Here is a 22,263-nt window from a genome sequence, read left to right on the forward strand (position 1 = left end):
AATGTCCTTTATATCTTTTAGATTAACTAATTTGTTATAGAAATCAGTTAATTAAAAAAATATAAATGACTTCAATTAACTTTTAGTCAGTTAACGTACTACTCGAGCTTGAGACTCATGATGTACATCACGTCGACCCAATTTTGTACCAGTATAGATCAGATACAAGGCAGACAAACCAACCAATACATAGATAATTCGAGATAGTGCACTCATTTCACCAAAGATGGCAGCGACTAAATCAAAGTTAAACGCACCAACCAGACCCCAGTTGATGCCACCAATAATCGCTAAAGCATAAGCAATCCAGTCAAGCGTATTTAGTCTCATCATTTTTCTCCTGCTCTTCTTTGAGTTTATTTAAGGAACAGGTCAAGTATGAGAATGAAATCGGAATTAATATGTTGCTTTGATGCTAAAAACTCAATTGCTGTGTTGAATTCCTGTCATCTTATAATTCTCAATTTTAACAAAGTTAATTTTATTTGAATAAGTCGCGATTAACGTAAGTAAAAGTCTTGCATGTTTCTCGACAGTATCTTTGTTTTATGTAGCCATTGGATAATTTATTCCCTAAGAAATTAATTCATTTTTTCTTAAAATTTTATAAATATTCATTTTAATATCAATAAATTAAAAAATTACTATCATTCACGAATACATTTTTAACTTTCTACTATATAAAAAAGCCGGTGAGATCACCGGCTTTTTTATATCTTTCATTTAAGCAGCATGGGCTTTGGCCATTAAGGCTTCAATATCTTCCACGGTTTTCACAACTTTTGCAGTTAGCACTAGTGGGCCATTTTTGGTAGCAACCACATCATCTTCAATCCGGATTCCGATACCACGCCATTTAACATCTACAGTTTCATCATCTGGCGCAATATAAAGACCCGGCTCAACTGTCACGACCATACCTTCTTCATATGCACGCCATTCACCGTTGGCTTTATAAGTACCTACATCATGTACATCCATACCCAGCCAATGTCCAGTACCGTGCATATAGAACTGGCGGAAACTTTCCGTCTGGATAATTTCTTCAAGATCTCCCTGCATAATCCCCAGATCAAGTAAACCTTGAACCAGAATGCGAACCGCCACATTATGCGGCTCTTTATAAGAGTTCCCGATTTGAACTGCATTGATGGCAGCAATCTGTGCATCCAGTACGACATTATATAACGCTTTTTGTTCCGGACTGAATTTACCATTCACCGGGAAAGTACGGGTAATGTCCGAAGCATAAAACTGATATTCACATGCAGCATCAATCAGAACCAGATCACCATCTTTCAGTTCTTTGTCATTCTCTACATAATGCAGAATACAGGCATTTTCACCGCCACCAACAATACTGTTGTACGATGGTACACAGCCATTTTTACCAAAAACATAATTTAATTCTGCTTCTAAAGCATATTCCATCATGCCTGGACGAACTTTCTGCATAGCCAGTGTATGCGCTTCTGCAGAAATATCTGATGCAAGCTGCATCAGTTCAATTTCATTTTCATCTTTATGCAGACGCATTTCATCAACGATACGATCCAGCTGCATGATCTGTGCCGGTGCAGAAGTACCATGGCGGCTTTCACCACTGGCTGTTACGATCCATTTAGCTACACGTGCATCAAATTCGGCATTGTGTCCAATCCGGTAGAAAAGCTTGTCTTTGTTCTGAAGCTTGGTGAGGATTTCCTCATCCAGTAGATCAATCGCATAAGCTTCGTCTGCTTCATAATCATCAACGGCGCCATCTACTCCGGCACGGTAGCCGTTCCAGATTTCCATTTCACGATCACGTTCACGGCAGAACAGACTATAGGTATAGCCTTCTTCTTCAGTATCGAAAGTTTCAATTACTGCAACTGCTTCAGGCTCAGCAAATCCGGTCAGGTAAAAGAAACTGCTGTCCGCGCGGTATTTATAATCTGCATCACGGTTACGCAGGGCAACCGGGCTGGTGGCAATAATCGCGATACTACGTAATCCCATTTCCCCTGCGAGGATGTCACGACGTTCCTGAAAATCGGCTTGAGTCAGTTTCTTCATTACACCTTACTTCTTATCAATTGCTACTGTTATTTAAAATTTGGTCCTGAAAACAGGTCAGATTAATTTACTATCATCATGAGAAGGATCAGCAAAAAATATGCCGGTTTTCAGAACCGTTTTTTAATTTGTGTTTAGAACCGCTTGAACTTAACTCGGACGTTTCGGCGAGAAAATTTCAACTACAGATTGCGCTTCAGTTGCAGAAGCTGGAGTAGGTGCTTTTTGCGTGAATTTCTGCAATAAAGGTGTTTCTTCAACTTCTAATTTCTTACGGCCGACGGACAGGCTTACCGGAATCAGACGAACAAACTCATACAGCTCCTGATAGCTTTCTTCGCCTTCGGCATCGTCATCAGAATCTTCAAACTCGACTGCTGCAACATCTTGTAAATGTTCAATCAGTTCCATTTCATCATTGCGGATATGCCCTGAAGCCAGACCGAAACCAAGCACTACGCCTGCACACCAGTCAGCCAGTGCCTGAACGCGTTCAGCCAAGCTATGCTCATCATCTGGTAGTAATGGCAGATAATCCAGCTCATCTTCAGACAGCGCATGAAATATGTCTTCTGCCTCACCCGTTAACAATTCTAATGCTTCAGGGTTCAGTTCAGGAACATCTAGCGTTTCTAAAATCTGTCCCCATTCATCACTTGAAGGTGCCTGAGTGACACAGACAATTCCGGTAAGCAAACCATGCAGTTCGCTTGGGCTAGAAATTTCTTCAATTGAGGAAAAATTGCGGTACCATTCTGACCAACCTGAAATATCGTCTTGCATTCGTTTATCCAATCTCTATACTGCTTTATATATTACCTTTGTTTGCAACACTGTGCGACCTCGATATGTTAGAAGAATTACAGCGTCTACAAGTGCATATTGGCGTTTTAAAAACGCGACTTGCACAACTTGAAAGTGAGAATACCAGTTTACGGGAGAAGCAAGAGGCTTCAAGCGTGCAACATGAAACTCAAATTGAACAAAAAAATAGCTTTATTGCGCAAAAACAACAAGAAATCCAGAACCTCAATCAGCAACTGACAGAATCACGTAACCAGTTTCAGCATTTAAACCAGGATGCTACAGCACTGGCAGATCGTTATAGCCGTCTGGAAAAAAGTTGTACTGATCTAAAGAACCGTTTTCAGGAAATTCTGGCTGAACGCAATGAGTTACGCGTGCTGAAAGAAAAGTTATTGCTGGAACAGCGTCATGCCCAGCAGGAAATTCAGCGGCTGAATCAGGAATCTGAACGTCTTACCCAGAAAAATGAAAATGCCAAAGCTAAAGTTGAAGCCATTATTCAACGTCTGGCGATTTTGGGAACAGCCCAAGATCAAAATGCACAGGAAATTCAGCAATTGGCCCATCCTACTGAAGTGACTGAGGAAGCTTCATCATGAGTGAACAAATCGCAATCGACTTAAAGGTATTGGGTCATAGTTTCCGTCTGGCCTCCACTGCGGATCAGCAGGATGAACTACAACGTGCAGCGCAATTACTCAATGAAAAATACGATGAATTTCGCCGTAAAGCCCCTCGTATGGAACCAAGTAAACTGATCATTATGGTGGCACTGGAACTGATGCAGGAAGTATTGACGATGAATAAATCCCTGCAACAATATGCTCACTGCGAACGTTTGTTACAAACTATTTTGGAAGAAGTTGAAGAACTAACTGAATAATCGAGTTTTTTGTATAAACTTCGGTCGTTCGACTAAACTGTTTACAGTTCACGAACAGCATAGAGTTGCCACATCAGCATTATCGTTTATACTTAGTCTAACTCTGAGATGTTCGCCAGCGGGTCAGATTCCCCTGAGCCGATATTTAAATCTTAGGATTGAGTTCTGCATATTTAGAGTGTATGCCCATCCGGTATGGGAAACCCAGCAAGTATGCGTCTCGTCCACCTTGAACTTTAGGGTTCAAGGGTAATGACATGCAGCGGCATCCTCGGAGTGCTTCTATTTTTCTCAAAATATTTCATCATTTATCTTCTTTTCTAAATCTTAAATTTATTATATTTTTCTTGGTTTAGCGTCCTATACTCGTACCTTTTTCGTCTTTTAAAAAATTGCCTAGATCTAAATATAGTTCGATTAATTCATCATAAATGTTTCATTATTTTTAAAATTTAATCAAAAATTCATACTGATGCCTATAATACTCGTTATGTTGCTACCCTCTATTTAAGCTATGGCATTTTATTAATCTAATGCCTTAAAATCCTGAAGACCATATTTATGACGACGATGAATCTTTCCGAACTTCGCAAACAGCTACGTAAACAGCGCCGTCAACTCTCTCGATTTACCCAGAAACAGACTCAACAACGTATCCTGAATATGATTCGGACTTTGCCAGAATTTCATGCAAGCAAATCTGTGGGGGTTTATCTGGATGCTTTCGGTGAGGTTCGGACTCAGGCGCTGATTGAATACTGCTTTAAGCATCATAAAAGGGTTTATCTCCCCAATATTTGCAATATGAACCAGCAGCTCACATGGGTAGAAATCAGCCAGAATCAATATCGTTCCCAGCGTTTTGCTCATCATCGGTTGGGAATGCGTGAACCCATGGCTACACGTGGTCTGCATGTCTCAAAACTGGATCTTTTAGTTATGCCACTATTAGCCTGTGATCAATATGGCACCCGAATTGGTATGGGGGGCGGTTATTATGATCGTACGCTGGCAACAGCACCGCACCGTCCTTTTCGTCTGGGGTTAGCACATGACTTTCAGCTGATCCCACAGCCTTTAACCCGAGAAGTTTGGGACCAGCCTCTAGATGCCCTGCTTACGCCTACACTTTTACAACGTTTTAAGCGTTAAACAATGTATTTCCAAATACATAAGTACTTTAAAATCACATAATTAGTCATTTTTTATACAATTTAGTCGCTATAGCCCTTGTAATTTTTAAATTACCCATCACTATTAAAAACATGGCAACACCGTTGTCACTCATTAGGAGTGCCCATGTCTGAAATTATTATGAATCAAGAAACCTTAGAGCCTCAGGTTCCAAGTGTATTACCACTTTTGGCGCTACGTGATGTGGTGGTGTATCCACACATGCAAATTGCGCTATTTGTCGGTCGTGAAAAATCGATCAATGCAGTTGATGTGGCTCGTAACAGTGACAATCTAGTATTTGTAGTTGCGCAAAAAGATTCGCTTACAGAAGAAATTGATCACGACAACTTATATCAATACGGTACTGTCGCGAAGATTGTGCAAGTTGTGAATCACGAAAATGATGAAAACTGTATTAAAGTCCTGATTGAGGGACTGTATCGTGCCAAGCTCAAAACCATCATTGATGAAAATGAGTATTTGACTGCTGAGCATGAACTTAGCCCAATGACTGTGTCAGTCGATGAAACAACTCAAGCTACGCGCTTGCAGGAGCTGCGTGCCCTGTTCGCTCAGTATGCTGAAGCAAAACTTCGTAATGCTCGTGAGCTGATTGCAGCTGCGAATAAAATCGAAGACTTGTTGCAACTGTTATTCTTCGTAGCGACCCGTGTTCCTTTGAATATCGAAGTGAAACAGAAATTCCTGGAATATAACGAGTTCGATGCACATTTAACTGAGTTGATGACTTATCTACTGCAACAGTCTGAAGAACAGCAAATTGAACAGACTTTGCATGACTCGGTTAAACGCCAGATGGAAAAAAACCAGCGCGAATACTTCCTGAATGAAAAAATGAAAGTCATTCAGCGCGAGCTTTCCGATATGAATGGCGGTGCGGAAGATGACGTTGCAGAAATCGAAAAACGTCTAGCTGAAGCTGATCTGCCTGAGCATGTGCGTAAGAAAGCGGAATCTGAGTTCCGTAAGCTCAAAGCAATGCAACCGGCGTCTAGCGAAGCTGCGGTAGTTCGCAACTATCTGGAAGTGATTCTGGATACGCCTTGGAACAAAGCCAGCAAAGTTAGCATTAACCTGAACAAAGCGCAGGAAATCCTGGATGCCGATCACTATGGTCTGGACGATGTCAAAGACCGTATTGTGGAATATCTGGCGGTTCAGTCTCGCGTGAAAAAATTACGCGGTCCAATCCTGTGTCTAGTTGGTCCTCCAGGTGTAGGTAAAACTTCCTTGGGTGAATCGATTGCCAAAGCGACTGGCCGTGAGTTTGTCCGTATGGCCCTAGGTGGTGTACGTGACGAAGCAGAAATTCGTGGTCACCGTCGTACCTACATTGGTGCGATGCCAGGTAAGATCGTGCAGTCATTGACCAAAGTTGGCGTGAAAAACCCGCTGTTCTTGCTCGATGAGATTGACAAGATGGCTCAAGACTACCGCGGTGATCCAGCTTCTGCGATGCTTGAAGTACTTGATCCATCACAGAACAACAAGTTCAATGATCACTATCTTGATTTGGACCTTGACCTGTCAGAAGTGATGTTCATCTGTACTGCCAACAGCATGAATATTCCTGAAGCCCTCTTGGACCGTATGGAAGTGATTCGTCTGCCTGGCTATACCGAAGAAGAGAAAGTTAATATTGCTGACCGTTACCTTGTTCCTAAAGCAATCAAGAACAATGGTTTACGTGCTAAAGAGTTGACTGTGCATGAAGAAGCGATTCGTGACATCGTGCGTCGTTATACTCGTGAAGCCGGTGTTCGTAACCTTGAACGTGAAGTGTCTAAAATTGCACGTAAGGTAGTGAAAGAAGCAGTTAGCAAGAAAGCTAAAAATCTTCAGGTTGAAGTGAATGCGGGTAATCTTCCAGACTACTTGGGTCCACACAAATTTGACTACGGTATGGCGGAAGAAGAGGCTCAAATCGGCCGTGTAAATGGCTTGGCTTGGACTTCAGTGGGTGGTGAGTTACTGACTATTGAAGTTGCAGCAGTACCTGGTAAAGGTAAATTCATTACCACCGGTTCACTTGGTGATGTAATGAAAGAATCGATTACCGCTGCCATGACTGTCGTTCGTACCCGTGCGGCTGAGCTAGGTATCGAAGCGTCTCGTTTTGAAGAAACTGATGTGCACGTGCATTTACCAGAAGGTGCGACTCCGAAAGATGGTCCATCTGCAGGTTTGGCACTGACCACTGCTCTAGTTTCTGCATTCACCGGTATTGCGATTCGTCCAGATATTGCGATGACAGGTGAAACCAGCTTAAGTGGCCGTGCAATGCGTATCGGTGGCCTGAAAGAGAAACTGCTTGCTGCGCACCGTGGTGGCATTAAACTGGTGTTCATTCCACAGGAAAACGTTCGCGACCTTGCGGAAATTCCTGAGAATGTAAAAGAAGGCCTAGAAATCAAAGCTGTGAAATCGATTGATGAGATTTTACCTCTGGCTTTGATCGATATGCCGAAAGCACTGGTGAAACCGCCAATTGTGAAAGCAAGTGAAGAAGCTAAAGCTGCACGTCATTAAGACCTAAAGACTTTGAAAAACACCCTGCTCTGGCAGGGTGTTTTTGTATTTAGGCGAGGATAATTTTAAAGGCGAATCACCATATCGACCAAACCATTCACGACCTGAGCCATCTTGGTCAGATCCAGTTTATCTAAGGTATCCTGCTCGGTATTGTAGTAAGGATTACGATAATGCGCTGTGTCTGTAATCAACATGGTTGAATAGTTAAACTTGGCATAATTCAGATAACCAGAAAAATTCATGTCCTGAGCGAATGCTGGGCTAATAAAACGCTGACAGTCCAGACGCTTGAAACGTTGCATGGACGTGCAGTAATCTCCTGTCAAACCGGCTGATGCCAGATGTCCAATCGCAGCAATGAAGTTCCCATGCCGTGGATAGATCCATTTCAAACCTGTGGGATAGGTCTGCACCAGATTTTCATCATAATAGCCAATAGAATCCAGAATAATGACACCTTTCACTTTCTTTTTCTGGGTCTTTAAAGCTTTGGCATGTAGATAGCTTCCCATATGTTCAGTCTTGAAATAGGGCGGCTCCTCCAGTGTATAGAAAGCGAACTCGATATTATGTTTGAGTTTTGACTTTTGTAAGGCCAGTAATCGGGCTGTTTCCAGTACCCCTGCTACACCAGAAGCATTGTTATCTGCTCCATACAAGTCACTAAAGACATCATAATGCGCGCCAATAACCAGTTTGGTTTTGGCTTTGGCATTCAGTTGACACACCACATTTCTATAGCTTAGGCTATTTACAATATAGTTTTGAAATTGGCAAGGAATGCCAAGTAAACGCATCTGTTCTTTGAGCCATGCTGAGACCCGGTTTAATTCACTGGTATTTTTAAAATTCCGGTATTCATCTACACTGATAATTTGTTTGATAAACAGTTCCAGATGTTCTGTCTGTGCCTGTTTGGAGGAAAAATTTGCAGGTGCAGCAAAGCTCATGCCTGAACTGGTTAAACCGAGAATAATTAGTAGAAAAGTACAATATCTTTTAATAATGAGACTGGTCCGCATTTCTTATTATCCATTCCTTTATTATCAAGCGGATACTTGAATTATGGATATTAAAGCAACATTAAATTCATGATTTCAATTTCAATTTGTTTCCCTAGCTCAACTTCGTGTTGTTTGATCGTTATAATGAAGTATCTAATTATTGATCCAGTTCTATGAAAATCCGTATCTTAACCATCGGCCAGAAAATGCCGGCTTGGGTGCTGACAGGCTTTGAAGATTATTTCAAGCGTATTCAGCCTTTTGTACAGACTCAGGTGGTTGAATTGCCCATGGCGAAACGGGGCAAAAACGATTCTGAAGCCGATATTCTGAAATACCGGAATATTGAAGGTGACAGTATTTTAAATGCCTTGAAACAGAATGAAGTCCTGATTGCACTAGAGGTCGGTGGCCGTGAGTTTAGTACGGAAAAACTGGCTGAAACCATGAAAGGCTGGATGCTGGAAGGTCATGATATTGCCTTGGCGATTGGTGGGCCAGATGGCCATTCTGAAGCAGTCCGAAAAGCAGCAGCCTGGCATTGGTCCTTGTCTAAACTCACCTTGCCACATCCGCTAGTCCGTGTAATGCTGATTGAACAACTGTATCGCGCTATGAGCATCAACCATAATCATCCTTATCACCGTGCAGGCTGATCTGTTGATGCGTTCTGATTATGCAACGTTTTGTTGAACAATCCCCCCTGCCTTTGCTTTCCTTTTTATTGCATGATTAAAACATTGAATTAATGTGGTTTGACTTATGAACTTACAGACTTTGCCCGGCTTATTTATTTCTCATGGTTCTCCCATGCTCGCACTCAATCCTGAGCAGGTTGGCCCGGCATTGCATCGTTTAAGCCTGAATCTGCCACGTCCAACTGCCATTATTGTTATGTCGGCACATTGGGAAAGTGAAGCTCTGGAAGTCAATACAGGTATTCGTCCTGAAACTTGGCATGATTTCCGTGGCTTTCCACCTGAGTTATATGAGTTACGCTATCCTGCTCCCGGCAATCCAGAGCTGGCTGAGCAAGTCTTGGGCTTATTGGCCAATGCCGGGTTCTCTGCACATGCCAACAGCACCCGTCCGCGTGATCATGGCGTCTGGATGCCGCTCTTACATATGTATCCGGAAGCAGATATCCCGGTAATTGAAATTTCTTTACCAATGTCGATGAGTGCAGAAGAGATTTACAAGATTGGCCAGACGTTGGCGCCACTTCGTGAGCAGCAGGTTTTCCTGATTGGGTCAGGGAGCATTACTCATAATTTGCGTGAATTGTCTTGGCAAGGAAATAGCGATGAAGTTCCGGAATGGGCATCAACCTTCCGCAACTATGTAGCCAATAAATTAACTCATAGCGATTTTGATGCCGTTCTGGACTGGCAGTCTATTCCTCAGTTAAAACGTAATCACCCAACGCTGGAACACTTTGCTCCACTGTTCTTTGCTATGGGTACCGGCAACCGTTTCAGTATCGTGCATAGCAGTTTTACGATGGGCGCTTTGGGAATGGATATTTACCGTTTTGACTAACCGATAGCTTCGCTTATTTAAAATCTGACTTTTTAATTTGGATACATTTTGTTAGCAAAAGCTACGATTTGTATCCATATTTTTTGTTAATCTCTTGATTATAATCACGTTGAAACTTTAGCACATAGAATATAAACCAATGAAATTCAGTATTTTTGCGCTTGCCCTGCTCCCTTTAGCTTTAACTGCATGTCAATCTTCTCATCTTCCTGCCACTTCAGGAGATCCGGCTATTTCTACTCTATCCACTACATTAAAAACGCCTACACAAATTTTGCCCGCTTATACTTGGGAACTTGATCGTGGGCTGCAACGCCCGATTGTTCTGAGCTTTGATCAGCAAGGTAGACTGAGTGTAGCTTCTGGCTGTAATGGCCTTGGCACGAGCTGGACTGTTAAAGATAATACCCTGAGTACGGGTGACATGATGGGCACCATGATGGCATGTGATGCACCATTAATGGAACAGGAACGTTTTATCAGCCAGCTTCTGCAAAAGCGTGATATTCCGTTTAGCCTGGATCTAAGTGATGCCAATCAGCCGAAACTGAGTATTACTGCAGCTGATAGTCAAAAATATGTCTTTACCGGAAAAATAACACCGGAAACCAAATACCAAGGTCAGGCAGAAACCATTTTCCTGGAAGTTTCGCCACAGACTAAAGCCTGTACGGGTGTAGCTCAGCAAACCTGCTTACAGGTGAAAGAAATCAAATATGATGAAAAAGGTTTAAAGACTCAGGTCGATAAAGACTGGACTTTATTTTACGATCAGATTGAAGGTTTTCAGCATTCACCGAATGAGCGTCAGGTTATTCGGGTAAAACGTTATGAAATCAAAAATCCGGATGCAGACCAGTCTAAATATGCCTATGTATTCGACATGGCTGTAGAGCGTGAAACAGTCAAAGGCACTCTTTAAAGATAAAATCTGAACATAAAAAAACCGAGGCATTCACCTCGGTTTTTTTTCAAGCTTAAACTAAGTCAGACTTAGAATACGCCTTGAGAAAGCATTGCATCAGCAACTTTTACGAAGCCAGCGATGTTTGCGCCGTCTACATAGTTTACAGTACCGTCTTCTTTAGTACCGTATTTCACACAGTTGCGGTGAATTTCTTTCATGATCGCGTGCAGACGCTCGTCAACTTCTTCGAAAGTCCAGCCTAAACGCAATGCGTTTTGAGACATTTCAAGACCAGAAGTTGCTACACCACCAGCGTTAGATGCTTTACCTGGAGCATAAAGGATTTTCGCTTCAACGAATTTCTCAACTGCTTCAAGTGTAGAAGGCATGTTCGCGCCTTCAGCAACACAAATTACGCCGTTTGCAAGAAGCGCTGCTGCATCATTCGCATCAAGTTCGTTTTGAGTCGCACATGGAAGCGCGATATCACATTTGATACCCCAAGGACGTTGACCTTCAAGGTATTCAAAACCGTGTTTAGATGCAAATTCAGAGATACGGCCACGTTTAATGTTTTTCAGTTCCATCACTTCAGCAAGAAGCTCTTCAGTGAAACCGTCTTTAACGTGAACAGTACCCGCAGAGTCAGATAGAGAAACAACTTTAGCACCCAGGAACATTGCTTTTTCAGCAGCATACTGGGCAACGTTACCAGAACCAGAGATTGTTACCACTTTATCTTTGAAGCTTTCGCCACGAGTTTTCAGCATCTCTTCAGCGAAATACACTGTACCGTAACCAGTTGCTTCTGGACGAGCCAGAGAACCACCGAAAGTCAGGCCTTTACCAGTGAATACACATGAAGTGTCATTGCTGAGTTTTTTCATCATACCAGCCATGTAACCAACTTCACGGCCACCCACACCGATATCACCCGCTGGGATATCTGTATTAGAACCAAGATGACGATAAAGCTCGATGATTAACGCTTGGCAGAAACGCATGATTTCGCCTTCTGATTTGCCTTTAGGGTCAAAATCAGAACCGCCTTTACCACCGCCCATAGGCAATGTAGTCAGGGCATTTTTGAAAGTTTGCTCGAAACCGAGGAATTTCAAAATAGAAAGGTTCACTGACGGGTGGAAACGCATACCACCTTTGAATGGACCAATCGCTGAGTTGTACTGTACGCGGAACGCACGGTTAACCTGTGTTTGACCTTGGTCATCTACCCAAGCAACACGGAACTGGATCGCACGCTCAGGTTCAACTAGACGTTCTAGTAAACCATGTGCTGCGTATTGTGGATTCTTTTCAATGAATGGCCACAAACTGGTCATCACTTCTTCTACAGCTTGAAGAAATTCGGGTTGATGTGCATCACGTGATTTTACGTAATCTAGGAACTCATTAAGTGTGTTGTATTTCAACGCTTAATCCTCAGCAGAAAATGGATCAAAATTGGTCAAATTTACAATCAATGTTAAATTTTGGCGCAAAATATTAAATATCTTTTGTAACTAATCTACAATACTTTTTTGAAAAATAGTTTAAATTTAATTTGATAACAATTATTTATATTGATTATGAATATTTTTTCTGTGTACTTAAATGCCAATTGAATCAATGCTTAATTGTTAATTTATGCCTGATAATAATGCACAAAGTGACCTTTAATCGTGCATAACTTAGTTCCTTAAAAACATGTTAAAATTGTTAAATTGACATATTTTGTTTCATTCACTCTAAGGCTCAGCCCGAGCAGCCTAGGTTATTCATGAATTCGCAGATCTCTCTAGTCCAGTCTATTGATGCTTTATTGCCCCAAACCCAGTGCGGTTTATGTGGTCATCGTGATGGCTGCTTGCCCTATGCTCAATCCATTGCCGAGGGTGAAGATGCCAATAAATGTGTACCGGGTGGACAGCCCGTCGCTGATGCTCTGGCAACATTGTTAAATCGTTCTAAACTGCCCGCTGAAGAAAGTGTCTGGCCCATTCAGACGGATGGTCGTCCTCAGCGTATGAAAGCCATCATTCGTGAAGATGAATGTATTGGTTGTACCAAATGCATCAGTGCCTGTCCGGTCGATGCGATTATTGGCTCAGGCAAATTGATGCATACCGTGCTCACTGACTTGTGTACCGGCTGTGAACTCTGCATTTCGCCTTGCCCGGTAGACTGTATTGATCTGGTCGAAGATCTTCAGCCTTTGCCAACTGAAGCTCAGCGTATTGCTGAACAGGATGACTTGCGCAAACGTTACTATGCGCATATTCAACGCGAAGAAAAACGTCGCATTGACCGTAAGGGCCCTGTCGTTCGTGCCGAGATTAATACTGCCCTATTTGCCCAGTTCTCTGCTCAGGTCGATCAGGTTCCAGCCATTGAAATCGTGAAAAAACCAGCAGATGAAGTGGTTACACTTGATGCCAAAACCACGATTGAACTTGCAAAATTACGTACACAAATCAAAAAGTTAGAAAAACAGCTTTGGGTCCGTGAGGATGCACGCAAACGTCTGCAACTTGAAGAACTGATGCAGCAATTACAGGCTTTACAGGGATAAGATCATGACAACAGTAACAGCTAAGCCTGTAAAAAACATGACTAAAAAACAGATTCAGACTTTCTTTGAGCGCCTGCGTGAGCAGCGTCCGAATCCAAAAACTGAATTGAATTATTCAAGTCCATTTGAATTACTGGTTGCAGTGACCCTGTCTGCCCAAGCTACGGATGTGAGCGTGAATAAAGCCACCGATAAACTGTTTCCGGTCGCCAATACACCGGAAGCGATTTATGCACTCGGCGTGGATGGGCTGAAGGAATATATCAAAACGATTGGCCTGTATAATTCCAAAGCTGTGAACGTCATTAAAGCCTGTGAAATGTTAATCAAGAAGCATAACAGCGTAGTACCGGACAATCGTGCAGATCTGGAAGCTTTACCGGGTGTAGGACGCAAAACGGCGAATGTGGTGCTGAATACCGCCTTTGGTCAACCGACCATGGCTGTGGATACGCATATCTTTCGTGTTGGTAACCGTACCGGTTTGGCGGTGGGTAAAAACGTGCTTGAGGTCGAGCATCGTCTGGTCAAAGTGATTCCAAAAGAATTTATTATTGATTCACATCACTGGTTGATTTTACATGGTCGCTATTGCTGCATCGCACGTAAACCGAAGTGTCATGAATGTGTGGTCGCCGATGTCTGTAACTGGCCAGACCGTTTTGAATTTGGCGCAGGTCGCGCAATTCCGGTGAAAAATATTGAAGCTGAACGCTAGGTTCAGCTTTTTAATTTAAGTACTCGAAAAGTTTTTATTTTTTATTTTGCTCAGCCTGTTCTTGCTTGCGCTTTTGCTCAAGCTCGGCCTGTAATTTGGGATGCAGCTGACGCTCAGGCACCTTACCCACATTCTCAGCACGTTCTTCCTGACGTACTTTTTTCAGCATCTTGAAGCTGACATAGAACAGCGCAAACAGTACTGCCAGAAATACAATCATCAATCCCAATACAGCAAATTTCACAGCAGATCCTTTTGAACAACGCAATAAAAAGAGCCCTAATATGACTTAGGGCTCTTTGAAAGTCAAAATGATCGGAAACCGATTATTTTGCTTGATCCAGAATCGTGAAAAGATCTTTTTGAACTTCTTCGATTGGACGTAGACCGTTTAACTTGTCATAAGTCGGTGCATTTTCGCCTGAAGCTGCACGGCCTTGATAGAAGCCAACCAGCTGTTCAGTTTCAGTGTGGTATGAACCTAAACGGCGACGAATAGTTTCTTCCTGGTCATCTGGACGTTGTACCAGATCTTCACCAGTTTCATCATCTTTACCTTCCACTTTTGGCGGGTTGTAAACGATGTGATAAACGCGACCAGACGCCGGGTGTTGACGACGACCAGATAGACGTTGAACGATTTCTTCATCCGGCACATCAATTTCAATTACATGATCAATTGCAATGCCTTCTTTTTCCAGCGCTTCAGCTTGAGGAATCGTACGTGGGAAACCATCAAAGATACAGCCATTTGCACAGTCAGGTTGTGCAATACGCTCTTTGACCAGACCAATGATCAATTCATCAGAAACCAAACCGCCATTGTCCATGACGCTTTTAGCTTGTAGACCTAATTCAGTTCCTTCACGAATTGCAGCACGGAGCATATCACCGGTTGAAATTTGTGGGATATTGTAGCGCTTACAGATCAACTGAGCTTGTGTACCTTTACCTGCTCCAGGTGGTCCGAGTAAGATAATGCGCATATATAAACATCCTCATTTTTTAACTATGTATAAGATACCCAGCTTCACACGACCAAAACGTGTGCTGCTCTTTGGCATCTAATTATAAGAAAGCCACAAACAAATGGATTAAACCCGCAACAAAACCGGTAACTCCCCCCAGGACAATCAAGATCCATTCATCTTCCTGAAAAGCAGGACGTAATAGATTCTGAAACTCGTTAGGCGTCAAATCACGTATGCGGTCTCTAAACATTTGGTAGATCTTCTGTGCACGGCTCGCATTAAACGCAGGGTCGCTTACAGGCACCATCGTAATTTCAATCGAGCGATCGATCAAGTCTGTCTTGAGTTTTGCATACTCTTTTGGTCCTAAAGACAACTGTAAAGAGGTCCGAACCAGCGGTGTTTCCATAATTTCGTTAATATGACGTTTGACAATACGGCGGGTTTTATCTTTTTTACCACCATACATCATTTCTGTCATGATCGATTTTAGCGTAATCAGATCTTCTGTGACCACACTTGCAAATACGTCAGAAACTTCCTCCTGACGTTTCATAAATGCGCCTTGTATGTTATAGGTGCCAATTCTTGGAATTACCGGCTTAATCCAAGGGAATCTGTGATCGGCTGTACGCTTAAAGAATTGCGGGTATTTAATATAATGCGGTTCTACCGGATTAAATACCATCCAGATCGCAATCCAGTTAGTCAGGAAGCCCCAGATAGCAGCCCAGAACGGTACGGTCCAGTGCCATGGCACCACAAACCAGACCACCATCTGGAACAGGCCAAAGAACATCCCGATCAGGGCACTGATATGCCAGATAAAGTTGATTTCTTTCTGTCCGACTTTCAGGAACATGCGCACCATTAAACGACGATCGCCTTCCATTTGACTGACCACCATGTCGCGCATATCGACCAGTGACTCGACGTTCATGGTCAGTTCAGTCACCAATTCTTTTAATACCTGTGGCAGCTGTTTATGGGCTTGGGCATAAATACGGCGCTTGATTGAATAAGGCAAGTTTTCCCATAACACCGCATTTCGGTCCATCATGACTTCATCAATCAGATGTTCCAGTTCAAAACCGACCTGTTCCCCGATAATACGTGCCATATCATCCGGATCCATTGCCTGCAAGAACTCTTGGATAGAACCCAATTTAGACAAGGTATTATCCGTGATAATTCCTGAGATTCTTCCAGCTTTACGCGGCACAATACCTTGCCAGCCAACAGGAACAGGCCCGACATGAAAACCCCAAAAATTAATTGGATAAAACACCATTTTTAGCGCCATCCACACGTGAGCCCATGTTACGAATGCGGTCACCGGGATAATGCTGAGCACTGCCCAAAAATCTGGGCGATTCAAGAAGGCTTGCCACAATTCATTGACGTACTCAAGCATGCATAAATTCCATATTTAATTTTTTGTTCACAGAATACAGGTATTAATAAAGTTGAATATTTTGTCTATAAACCGATACTTAAAGTATAGGAGAATTGTAGTCTGGGTTCAGTTTCGGCTACAACGCGACCATTACTGTCCTGTAATTTCTCCCCCGCCCCAATACCGATACTAAAACTGCTGATCCGTTCTGAACTAAGCAAAACATACGCCAGATCAATACCTCCACCTAAACGGCTTTCGTATTTGCCATCAACCTGTTTGCTATCGATATGACCGGCATAAGCCCCTACATAATAACCATTTTTGTCCTTGCCGGTGAGGTGTGCAGGATAACGAAAGCCAACTTGTGCTCCAACTGTACGATCATCGTTGAGAAAAGCACCACCTTTCACATAAGCAATCCCATAAGGATTCACCCATTCAGTGTTTAGATGGATAAGTTTCTGGGTAAAACCGACCCCAACATTAAATGCTTTAGGCTCACGATCCTCAGTTCTGTTTGTCGTATTATTCACTTGATCATGTGCATATACCCCATTTGCAAAGAATGCAAATGCCAACAAAGGGTAAACTTTGTTCATTCCTTCACCATCTTCCTTAATTATAGTTTTTGGTAGAGTCCTATTTTTATTTAATTTTGACTTTATCAGAATTATTAAAACTCTTGTACACAGCACTTTACAATTTTCATGTCTGCAAAGTCAAAGTTTAAACACAGGAATTGCTACAGTCAGTTTTCCATTATCAAATCCCGTACAGTTGCGCTAGAATACTCCACTTTGATTCCTTTCCCTCTGGTCTTAAGTCGATCGCGTATGAAGCAGCACTTTCCTTTAAAAAATGCACAACAAGAAAAGCGCATCTATAGCAGTCGGGTCTGGATCTCTGTCGGTATTGTGGTTTTCTTTATGCTGCTGCTGGTCAGCCGCTATGCCTATTTGCAAATTTTTAATTTTGAAACCTTCTCTACGGCTTCTGACCAGAACCGTATTCGTCTGCAGCCCTTAGCGCCAGCACGCGGTTATATTTATGATCGTAACGGTATTTTACTTGCCGATAATTACCCGGTTTTTACAGCTACCTTAAGCCGCGCTGATGTGCAGGATATTGATGATACACTGAAACGTCTTACACCGATTCTAGAATTAACTGAAGAAGATATTGAACGTTTTCAGGCACGAATCAAGACGGCGCGTAAAACTGAGCGGGTATCGATCAAGCTGAATCTGAATGAAAATGATATTGCCCGTTTTAGTGAGGTGAAATATCTATTTCCGGGCGTCAATATTGAAACGCAGATGACCCGTTACTATCCGCATGGTGAACTCTTCGCGCATGTGATTGGTTATGTCGGCCGTATTAATGACAAAGAACTCAAAGAAATTGATAAGTATCTCTATGCCGGATCTAACCTGATTGGGAAAATCGGGGTAGAAAAATACTATGAAGATCTCTTACATGGTGTGCCAGGGAATGAGTCGGTAGAAGCTGATGCTTTCGGTAATGTCCTGCGTCATTTAGGCCGTAAAGAGCCGGTACGTGGTAATGATCTGTATTTATCACTGGATTATGGTCTACAAACCATTGCTACAGAGCAACTGGCCGGTCGTCGTGGTGCTATTGTCGCGATTGACCCACGTACAGGTGAAATTCTGGCGCTGGTTTCCAGTCCAAGTTTTAACCCTAATTTATTTGTCACTGGGATTAGTAGCAAAGACTATTCAGGCCTTCGTGACAGTTTGGATCAGCCACTTTATAACCGTGCTGTTCAAGGGGCCTATCCTCCAGGTTCAACGATCAAACCGATGTTTGGTATGGGTGGTCTGCATTATGGACTGGTCGACTGGAGTACAGCGATTTCTGACCCGGGCTACTTTACCTTACCGGGCGATAGTCACCGCTTCCGTGACCATAAAAAAACAGGTCATGGTGCTGTGAACCTGCATAAGGCGCAAGTAGTATCCTGCGATACTTATTTCTATGTCATGTCCTACCGCATGGGCATTGAAAAAATGAATAGCTGGATGCGCCAGTTCGGCTTTGGCGAAAAAACCGGTGTGGATTTACCAAGTGAAAGTTCAGGGCTTTATCCAAGTCCTGAATGGAAAATGCGTACCCGTAAATCTAAATGGTCACGTGGTGAAACCATCTCGGTGAGTATTGGTCAGGGTGCCTTTACCGCCACACCATTACAGCTCGCCATGGCAACTGCTATTACAGCAAATCAAGGCTCACATGTTACGCCTCACGTACTGCGTGAAAGTAAAGGTGCCAAACCTTTTACAGTACATAATGCCCCTAATGGTAAAATCGACTTTAATGGTCAACCAGATGACTGGATCAAAATGCGTGATGCGATGATCGATGTGGTTCAGTCAGGGACAGGTCGCGGAATCCGCACGCCGATGTATCAAATCGCAGGTAAAACCGGTACGGCACAGGTGAAAAGTATTGCGCAAGGTAAGCGCTATAATGAAGCCCTGCTGACTGAACGCCAGCTGGATCATGGTCTGTTTGTTGGTTTTGCTCCTGCTGAAACCCCTGAAATTGCAGTAGTCGTTGTCTGGGAAAATGGCCGACATGGGGGTTCTGCTGCACAACTGGCTAAACCGTTATTCGACTACTGGTTACTGTCTCGCGATAAAAATCCGATCCATCCTGCCGGCCATCAAATCAGTGGTGGTCTCATGACAGCAGGTATTAAACCAGGCGAATTGCCAAGTGGACCAAACCTGTTAAGTGCAGACCCGAATGCTACCCCAACTCAAGAAGGCAGTCAGGCGACCCATGCACAGCCAAACAATCCGCAACCTGCAACTTCTCGCTCTGCTCCTGCAGCCAATGACGATCAGGAATAATTCATGAAAAACCAACTTAGAATTATTGGTGGTGACTGGAAACGCCGTCAATTGGCTTTTGCCAGTATCGAAGGATTACGCCCCACACCTGATCGTGTGCGTGAAACTTTATTTAACTGGCTGATGTGGGATGTCCAGAATGCCTGTGTCTTGGATCTGTGTACCGGTTCAGGTGCTTTATCTTTTGAAGCATTATCACGTGGTGCAGCTTCAGTGGTGATGATTGAGCCGGATCGTACTCAGGCGCAATTCCTCACCCAAAATCTGGAATTACTCAAAGTCACCAAAGCACGTGCGCAACTTAAAATTGCGACAGCACAACAAGCATTAACCAGCCTGAAACAGCAGTTTGATCTGGTCTTTCTAGACCCACCGTATAGTCTGGACCTATGGGAAAGTTTGGCTACTCAGGCTGATCCACTGATCAAAGAAGATGGTTTTATCTATGTAGAAGCCGATCGTGAACTGAGTACATTGAAGTTACCAAGTTCATGGCGTTTAGTTAAAAATACCAAAGCCGGTACAGTACGCGCAGGGCTGTATCAAAAAAAGCAGCTTAAGACCTACTTATATTAAATACTCAAATAAAAAAGGACTCCTTAAAGGAATCCTTTTTCATAAATGGAAGGTAACGATTAACGATTACGACGCCAATCCCGATCGCCTCTGTCACGTTTCCAGTCACGATGATCTTTATGTTTTTTCCAGTCCTTATCACCACGATCCCGATCATCATGTCCATTACGATCATGATGACCGCGATAACCTTCATCCCAAGGATCAACCACACAGCCTGTTAGCGCTACTGCCAATACAGATGACAGTAATATCATTTTTTTCATTTTCATCACCTCTATACCGCACTCAATTAGTATCAAGTGATTTCATGAAGAGTACGCGGAGCCATTGTTGCACTCTTGTATGATTTTGTTCATTTTCCATACTTAATTAAAGGATTTGTCTCGGATTTAATAAAAATCATTTATGCATATTTACACTTAGATTCGCATAAATACAGCTAAGGATCTGCTTGGTTTTTCTAGCCATATTTTGAATACTACAAACTTTTCCAATATCCTGATTTTTATGACCTGGCTACTCTTTATTCTTGGTGCAATTATCGCAGGATTTGTACAGGGACTTACCGGTTTTGCTTTTGCATTAATTGCCATGTCATTCTGGGTATGGGGATTAAGTCCTCAACTTGCTGCGCCCTTAGTAATTTTTGCCTCGGTGTGGAGTCACCTCATTTCATTATCTAATGAACCTAGACTTCCTCATCTGCACCGAACCTTATATCTACCTTATTTAATTGCTGGTCTGATCGGTGTCCCACTCGGCACCTGGTTACTGAATATCGTTGAAGCGAGTACTTTTCGTATTTTGCTTGGTATATTTCTCGTGATCTGGTGTCCACTGATGTTGCTTAATCCACAGATTAAATTGATTCAACATTCAGGTAAAACTGCGGATGCAGGGATTGGTTTGGTTGGCGGCATCTTAGGAGGTTTAGGGGGATTCTGTGGTTCTGTACCCTCTGCCTGGTTAATGCTGAAGCAACTGCCGAAAGAACAGCAGCGCTATATATTGCGTCATTTTAATTTTGCCATACAGGTGTTTACCTTGGCCGCCTATTTACTGCAAGGCACCTTAAATCAGACTCACCTTCCCTATATGGCGGTACTCATTCTAGCTGTAAGTATTCCCGCTATTTTAGGCGCATGTCTGTTTCATCGAATTTCAGAATTACGTTTTAAACAGATTGTCTTAAGCTTGCTCTTCAGCTCGGGCTGCTTTCTCCTGATCAAGGAAGGCATTGACTCATTTGCGCGATAGAGCAGCTCTAAAACCTTACATCACTTTGCTTTCAGCCCTATTGCTGTTATGTTAGCCCGAATGATTCTCAGGCGGATATAAGCAATGCAAATTCGTGATCAAATTGTCCTTGTGACTGGTGGTGCTCGTGGATTGGGACTAGCCATTACCCAGCTCCTGATTCAGGAAGGTGCACGTGTGGTAGTAAATTACCATAGCAGCAAAACCCAAGCTGAAGCTTTGCAAAATCAGTATCCTGATCAGGTCTTTGCCTGTCAGGCAGATGTAACACAAGCTGATCAAGTAAAAGCTTTATTCACTGCCAGCAAGGCCCATTTTGGAGAAGCCATCCATTCCGTCATTAATAATGCGCTGGTGCAGTTTGAGTTTAATGGTGATGAGCGACCTAAAGTTGAAGATCTGACCTGGGAAAGTATGTCCCGTCAGTTTAGTGGAGCAGTTCAGGCCTGTTTAAATACAACACAAGCTGCATTAGAAGATATGAAACAGGCACATTTTGGTCGTATCGTGAATATTGGGACTAACCTGATTCAAAACCCTGTCGTTCCTTATCATGATTATACGACTGGGAAAGCGGCGCTATTGGCCTTTACCCGAACTACTGCGCAAGATCTTGGTCAGTATGGGATTAACGTGAACATGCTTTCAGGCGGATTACTGCAAACTACAGATGCAAGTAAAGCAACGCCTGACTTTGTCTTTGACCTGATTGCTCAATCCACTCCTTTACGTCGCGTGATTACACCTGAAGAATTTGCGTCTGCTATTCTGATGTTCCTGTCACCTTATTCACGTGCAGTGACAGGTCAAAACCTGATTGTCGATGGCGGACTGGTTAAAGGTTAAAGATCGCCAAGGAAGAATGAGATTCTGAATTTTATTCTTCTATTTTTTGACCAGTTGTTGAATAAAACTACTTTTGCATAGCGCATTTACTTCTACAATAGTGCGCTCCCCATCAAAGTTC

23 protein-coding genes and 1 other RNA gene are annotated in these 22,263 nt (G+C 42.9%); 14 read left to right on the forward strand and 10 right to left on the reverse strand.

Annotation, left to right across the window (positions count from 1 at the left end):
* Positions 1 to 90: 90 nt before the first annotated feature.
* The 3 genes from FTV18_RS02830 to FTV18_RS02840 form a co-directional block, all read right to left on the reverse strand.
* Positions 91 to 330, reverse strand: coding sequence for a DUF378 domain-containing protein (locus FTV18_RS02830; protein WP_034703714.1), 240 nt, complete (start codon positions 328 to 330; stop codon positions 91 to 93).
* 393 nt (positions 331 to 723) lie between these two features.
* Positions 724 to 2,058 (reverse strand): Xaa-Pro aminopeptidase, encoded by a 1,335-nt coding sequence (pepP, locus tag FTV18_RS02835; protein ID WP_180016840.1) that lies wholly within the window; start codon positions 2,056 to 2,058, stop codon positions 724 to 726.
* Between the two features lie 150 nt (positions 2,059 to 2,208).
* On the reverse strand, positions 2,209 to 2,841 hold the full coding sequence (locus FTV18_RS02840) for a UPF0149 family protein (protein ID WP_180016838.1): 633 nt from the start codon (positions 2,839 to 2,841) through the stop codon (positions 2,209 to 2,211).
* 65 nt (positions 2,842 to 2,906) lie between these two features.
* On the opposite strand from FTV18_RS02840, the gene FTV18_RS02845 reads away from it, so the two are divergent.
* The 5 genes from FTV18_RS02845 to lon all read left to right on the forward strand — a co-directional run bounded on the left by FTV18_RS02845 (position 2,907) and on the right by lon (position 7,474).
* The gene (locus FTV18_RS02845; RefSeq protein ID WP_004782884.1) at positions 2,907 to 3,464 is read left to right on the forward strand and encodes a hypothetical protein; all 558 of its coding nucleotides are present in this window, start codon (positions 2,907 to 2,909) and stop codon (positions 3,462 to 3,464) included.
* Positions 3,461 to 3,748, forward strand: coding sequence for a cell division protein ZapA (locus tag FTV18_RS02850; protein WP_005234746.1), 288 nt, complete (start codon positions 3,461 to 3,463; stop codon positions 3,746 to 3,748). The genes FTV18_RS02845 and FTV18_RS02850 overlap by 4 nt, the downstream gene beginning before the upstream one ends.
* A 97-nt stretch (positions 3,749 to 3,845) precedes the next feature.
* A non-coding RNA gene (gene ssrS / locus FTV18_RS02855) (6S RNA) lies at positions 3,846 to 4,030 on the forward strand.
* Between the two features lie 288 nt (positions 4,031 to 4,318).
* Positions 4,319 to 4,900, forward strand: a complete 582-nt coding sequence (locus FTV18_RS02860) for a 5-formyltetrahydrofolate cyclo-ligase (protein WP_159123362.1) — start codon at positions 4,319 to 4,321, stop codon at positions 4,898 to 4,900.
* Between the two features lie 147 nt (positions 4,901 to 5,047).
* Positions 5,048 to 7,474 (forward strand): endopeptidase La, encoded by a 2,427-nt coding sequence (gene lon / locus FTV18_RS02865; RefSeq protein WP_180016836.1) that lies wholly within the window; start codon positions 5,048 to 5,050, stop codon positions 7,472 to 7,474.
* A gap of 65 nt (positions 7,475 to 7,539) precedes the next feature.
* Here the strand turns inward: lon and FTV18_RS02870 are convergent, their stop codons facing one another.
* Positions 7,540 to 8,499, reverse strand: a complete 960-nt coding sequence (locus FTV18_RS02870; RefSeq protein WP_180016834.1) for a M28 family peptidase — start codon at positions 8,497 to 8,499, stop codon at positions 7,540 to 7,542.
* A 155-nt stretch (positions 8,500 to 8,654) separates the two neighbouring features.
* On the opposite strand from FTV18_RS02870, the gene rlmH reads away from it, so the two are divergent.
* From rlmH to FTV18_RS02885, 3 genes are all read left to right on the forward strand, one after another.
* A complete protein-coding gene (rlmH, locus tag FTV18_RS02875; protein ID WP_004782895.1) occupies positions 8,655 to 9,137 on the forward strand; it encodes a 23S rRNA (pseudouridine(1915)-N(3))-methyltransferase RlmH in 483 nt (160 codons plus the stop codon).
* A gap of 106 nt (positions 9,138 to 9,243) precedes the next feature.
* Positions 9,244 to 10,020, forward strand: a complete 777-nt coding sequence (locus FTV18_RS02880; RefSeq protein ID WP_180016832.1) for a dioxygenase — start codon at positions 9,244 to 9,246, stop codon at positions 10,018 to 10,020.
* 139 nt (positions 10,021 to 10,159) lie between these two features.
* Positions 10,160 to 10,942 (forward strand): META and DUF4377 domain-containing protein, encoded by a 783-nt coding sequence (locus FTV18_RS02885; RefSeq protein WP_180016829.1) that lies wholly within the window; start codon positions 10,160 to 10,162, stop codon positions 10,940 to 10,942.
* Between the two features lie 71 nt (positions 10,943 to 11,013).
* On the opposite strand, the gene gdhA is transcribed toward FTV18_RS02885, so the two are convergent.
* Complete coding sequence (gene gdhA, locus FTV18_RS02890; RefSeq protein WP_004782901.1) at positions 11,014 to 12,357, reverse strand: NADP-specific glutamate dehydrogenase; 1,344 nt, start codon at positions 12,355 to 12,357, stop codon at positions 11,014 to 11,016.
* 347 nt (positions 12,358 to 12,704) lie between these two features.
* On the opposite strand from gdhA, the gene FTV18_RS02895 reads away from it, so the two are divergent.
* Both FTV18_RS02895 and nth read left to right on the forward strand, forming a co-directional pair.
* The gene (locus tag FTV18_RS02895; RefSeq protein ID WP_180016827.1) at positions 12,705 to 13,496 is read left to right on the forward strand and encodes an RnfABCDGE type electron transport complex subunit B; all 792 of its coding nucleotides are present in this window, start codon (positions 12,705 to 12,707) and stop codon (positions 13,494 to 13,496) included.
* A 4-nt stretch (positions 13,497 to 13,500) separates the two neighbouring features.
* A complete protein-coding gene (nth, locus tag FTV18_RS02900; RefSeq protein WP_034703692.1) occupies positions 13,501 to 14,214 on the forward strand; it encodes an endonuclease III in 714 nt (237 codons plus the stop codon).
* Positions 14,215 to 14,248: 34 nt separating this feature from the next.
* Here nth and FTV18_RS02905 read toward each other — a convergent pair whose 3' ends face one another.
* The 4 genes from FTV18_RS02905 to FTV18_RS02920 form a co-directional block, all read right to left on the reverse strand.
* On the reverse strand, positions 14,249 to 14,458 hold the full coding sequence (locus tag FTV18_RS02905) for a hypothetical protein (protein WP_004782905.1): 210 nt from the start codon (positions 14,456 to 14,458) through the stop codon (positions 14,249 to 14,251).
* A gap of 82 nt (positions 14,459 to 14,540) precedes the next feature.
* A complete protein-coding gene (gene adk, locus FTV18_RS02910; protein WP_180002300.1) occupies positions 14,541 to 15,200 on the reverse strand; it encodes an adenylate kinase in 660 nt (219 codons plus the stop codon).
* Between the two features lie 82 nt (positions 15,201 to 15,282).
* A complete protein-coding gene (locus FTV18_RS02915) occupies positions 15,283 to 16,599 on the reverse strand; it encodes a membrane protein (protein WP_034170491.1) in 1,317 nt (438 codons plus the stop codon).
* A 65-nt stretch (positions 16,600 to 16,664) separates the two neighbouring features.
* Positions 16,665 to 17,183 carry a hypothetical protein gene (locus FTV18_RS02920; RefSeq protein WP_034703685.1) on the reverse strand — a complete coding sequence of 173 codons (519 nt, stop codon included), beginning with the start codon at positions 17,181 to 17,183 and terminating at the stop codon, positions 16,665 to 16,667.
* Between the two features lie 234 nt (positions 17,184 to 17,417).
* Between FTV18_RS02920 and mrdA the strand changes: the two genes are divergently transcribed.
* A complete protein-coding gene (mrdA, locus tag FTV18_RS02925; protein WP_180016825.1) occupies positions 17,418 to 19,460 on the forward strand; it encodes a penicillin-binding protein 2 in 2,043 nt (680 codons plus the stop codon).
* 3 nt (positions 19,461 to 19,463) lie between these two features.
* Positions 19,464 to 20,036: a 16S rRNA (guanine(966)-N(2))-methyltransferase RsmD gene (gene rsmD / locus FTV18_RS02930; protein WP_180016823.1), complete on the forward strand. Its 573-nt coding sequence runs from the start codon at positions 19,464 to 19,466 to the stop codon at positions 20,034 to 20,036.
* Between the two features lie 59 nt (positions 20,037 to 20,095).
* Here the strand turns inward: rsmD and FTV18_RS02935 are convergent, their stop codons facing one another.
* Positions 20,096 to 20,302, reverse strand: coding sequence for a hypothetical protein (locus FTV18_RS02935; RefSeq protein ID WP_034703678.1), 207 nt, complete (start codon positions 20,300 to 20,302; stop codon positions 20,096 to 20,098).
* 244 nt (positions 20,303 to 20,546) lie between these two features.
* Between FTV18_RS02935 and FTV18_RS02940 the strand changes: the two genes are divergently transcribed.
* Together FTV18_RS02940 and FTV18_RS02945 are read left to right on the forward strand one after the other, a co-directional pair.
* The gene (locus tag FTV18_RS02940) at positions 20,547 to 21,296 is read left to right on the forward strand and encodes a sulfite exporter TauE/SafE family protein (protein WP_180016821.1); all 750 of its coding nucleotides are present in this window, start codon (positions 20,547 to 20,549) and stop codon (positions 21,294 to 21,296) included.
* 84 nt (positions 21,297 to 21,380) lie between these two features.
* Positions 21,381 to 22,142, forward strand: coding sequence for a 3-oxoacyl-ACP reductase (locus tag FTV18_RS02945; protein ID WP_180016819.1), 762 nt, complete (start codon positions 21,381 to 21,383; stop codon positions 22,140 to 22,142).
* Positions 22,143 to 22,263 lie beyond the last annotated feature (121 nt).

Origin of the sequence: Acinetobacter sp. YH12241 (genome assembly GCF_013417535.1) — a bacterium.
Lineage (GTDB): Bacteria > Pseudomonadota > Gammaproteobacteria > Pseudomonadales > Moraxellaceae > Acinetobacter.

Coding starts and splice junctions, on each gene's coding strand:
- mrdA (WP_180016825.1), top strand. CDS start 17,418: ATGAAGCAGCACTTTCCTTTAAAAAATGCACAACAAGAAAAGCGCATC.
- nth (WP_034703692.1), top strand. CDS start 13,501: ATGACAACAGTAACAGCTAAGCCTGTAAAAAACATGACTAAAAAACAG.
- FTV18_RS02915 (WP_034170491.1), bottom strand. CDS start 16,599: ATGCTTGAGTACGTCAATGAATTGTGGCAAGCCTTCTTGAATCGCCCA.
- pepP (WP_180016840.1), bottom strand. CDS start 2,058: ATGAAGAAACTGACTCAAGCCGATTTTCAGGAACGTCGTGACATCCTC.
- lon (WP_180016836.1), top strand. CDS start 5,048: ATGTCTGAAATTATTATGAATCAAGAAACCTTAGAGCCTCAGGTTCCA.
- adk (WP_180002300.1), bottom strand. CDS start 15,200: ATGCGCATTATCTTACTCGGACCACCTGGAGCAGGTAAAGGTACACAA.
- rlmH (WP_004782895.1), top strand. CDS start 8,655: ATGAAAATCCGTATCTTAACCATCGGCCAGAAAATGCCGGCTTGGGTG.
- FTV18_RS02940 (WP_180016821.1), top strand. CDS start 20,547: ATGACCTGGCTACTCTTTATTCTTGGTGCAATTATCGCAGGATTTGTA.
- FTV18_RS02880 (WP_180016832.1), top strand. CDS start 9,244: ATGAACTTACAGACTTTGCCCGGCTTATTTATTTCTCATGGTTCTCCC.
- FTV18_RS02945 (WP_180016819.1), top strand. CDS start 21,381: ATGCAAATTCGTGATCAAATTGTCCTTGTGACTGGTGGTGCTCGTGGA.
- FTV18_RS02935 (WP_034703678.1), bottom strand. CDS start 20,302: ATGAAAAAAATGATATTACTGTCATCTGTATTGGCAGTAGCGCTAACA.
- rsmD (WP_180016823.1), top strand. CDS start 19,464: ATGAAAAACCAACTTAGAATTATTGGTGGTGACTGGAAACGCCGTCAA.
- FTV18_RS02870 (WP_180016834.1), bottom strand. CDS start 8,499: ATGCGGACCAGTCTCATTATTAAAAGATATTGTACTTTTCTACTAATT.
- FTV18_RS02830 (WP_034703714.1), bottom strand. CDS start 330: ATGAGACTAAATACGCTTGACTGGATTGCTTATGCTTTAGCGATTATT.
- FTV18_RS02920 (WP_034703685.1), bottom strand. CDS start 17,183: ATGAACAAAGTTTACCCTTTGTTGGCATTTGCATTCTTTGCAAATGGG.
- FTV18_RS02860 (WP_159123362.1), top strand. CDS start 4,319: ATGAATCTTTCCGAACTTCGCAAACAGCTACGTAAACAGCGCCGTCAA.
- FTV18_RS02840 (WP_180016838.1), bottom strand. CDS start 2,841: ATGCAAGACGATATTTCAGGTTGGTCAGAATGGTACCGCAATTTTTCC.
- FTV18_RS02885 (WP_180016829.1), top strand. CDS start 10,160: ATGAAATTCAGTATTTTTGCGCTTGCCCTGCTCCCTTTAGCTTTAACT.
- FTV18_RS02850 (WP_005234746.1), top strand. CDS start 3,461: ATGAGTGAACAAATCGCAATCGACTTAAAGGTATTGGGTCATAGTTTC.
- FTV18_RS02845 (WP_004782884.1), top strand. CDS start 2,907: ATGTTAGAAGAATTACAGCGTCTACAAGTGCATATTGGCGTTTTAAAA.
- FTV18_RS02895 (WP_180016827.1), top strand. CDS start 12,705: ATGAATTCGCAGATCTCTCTAGTCCAGTCTATTGATGCTTTATTGCCC.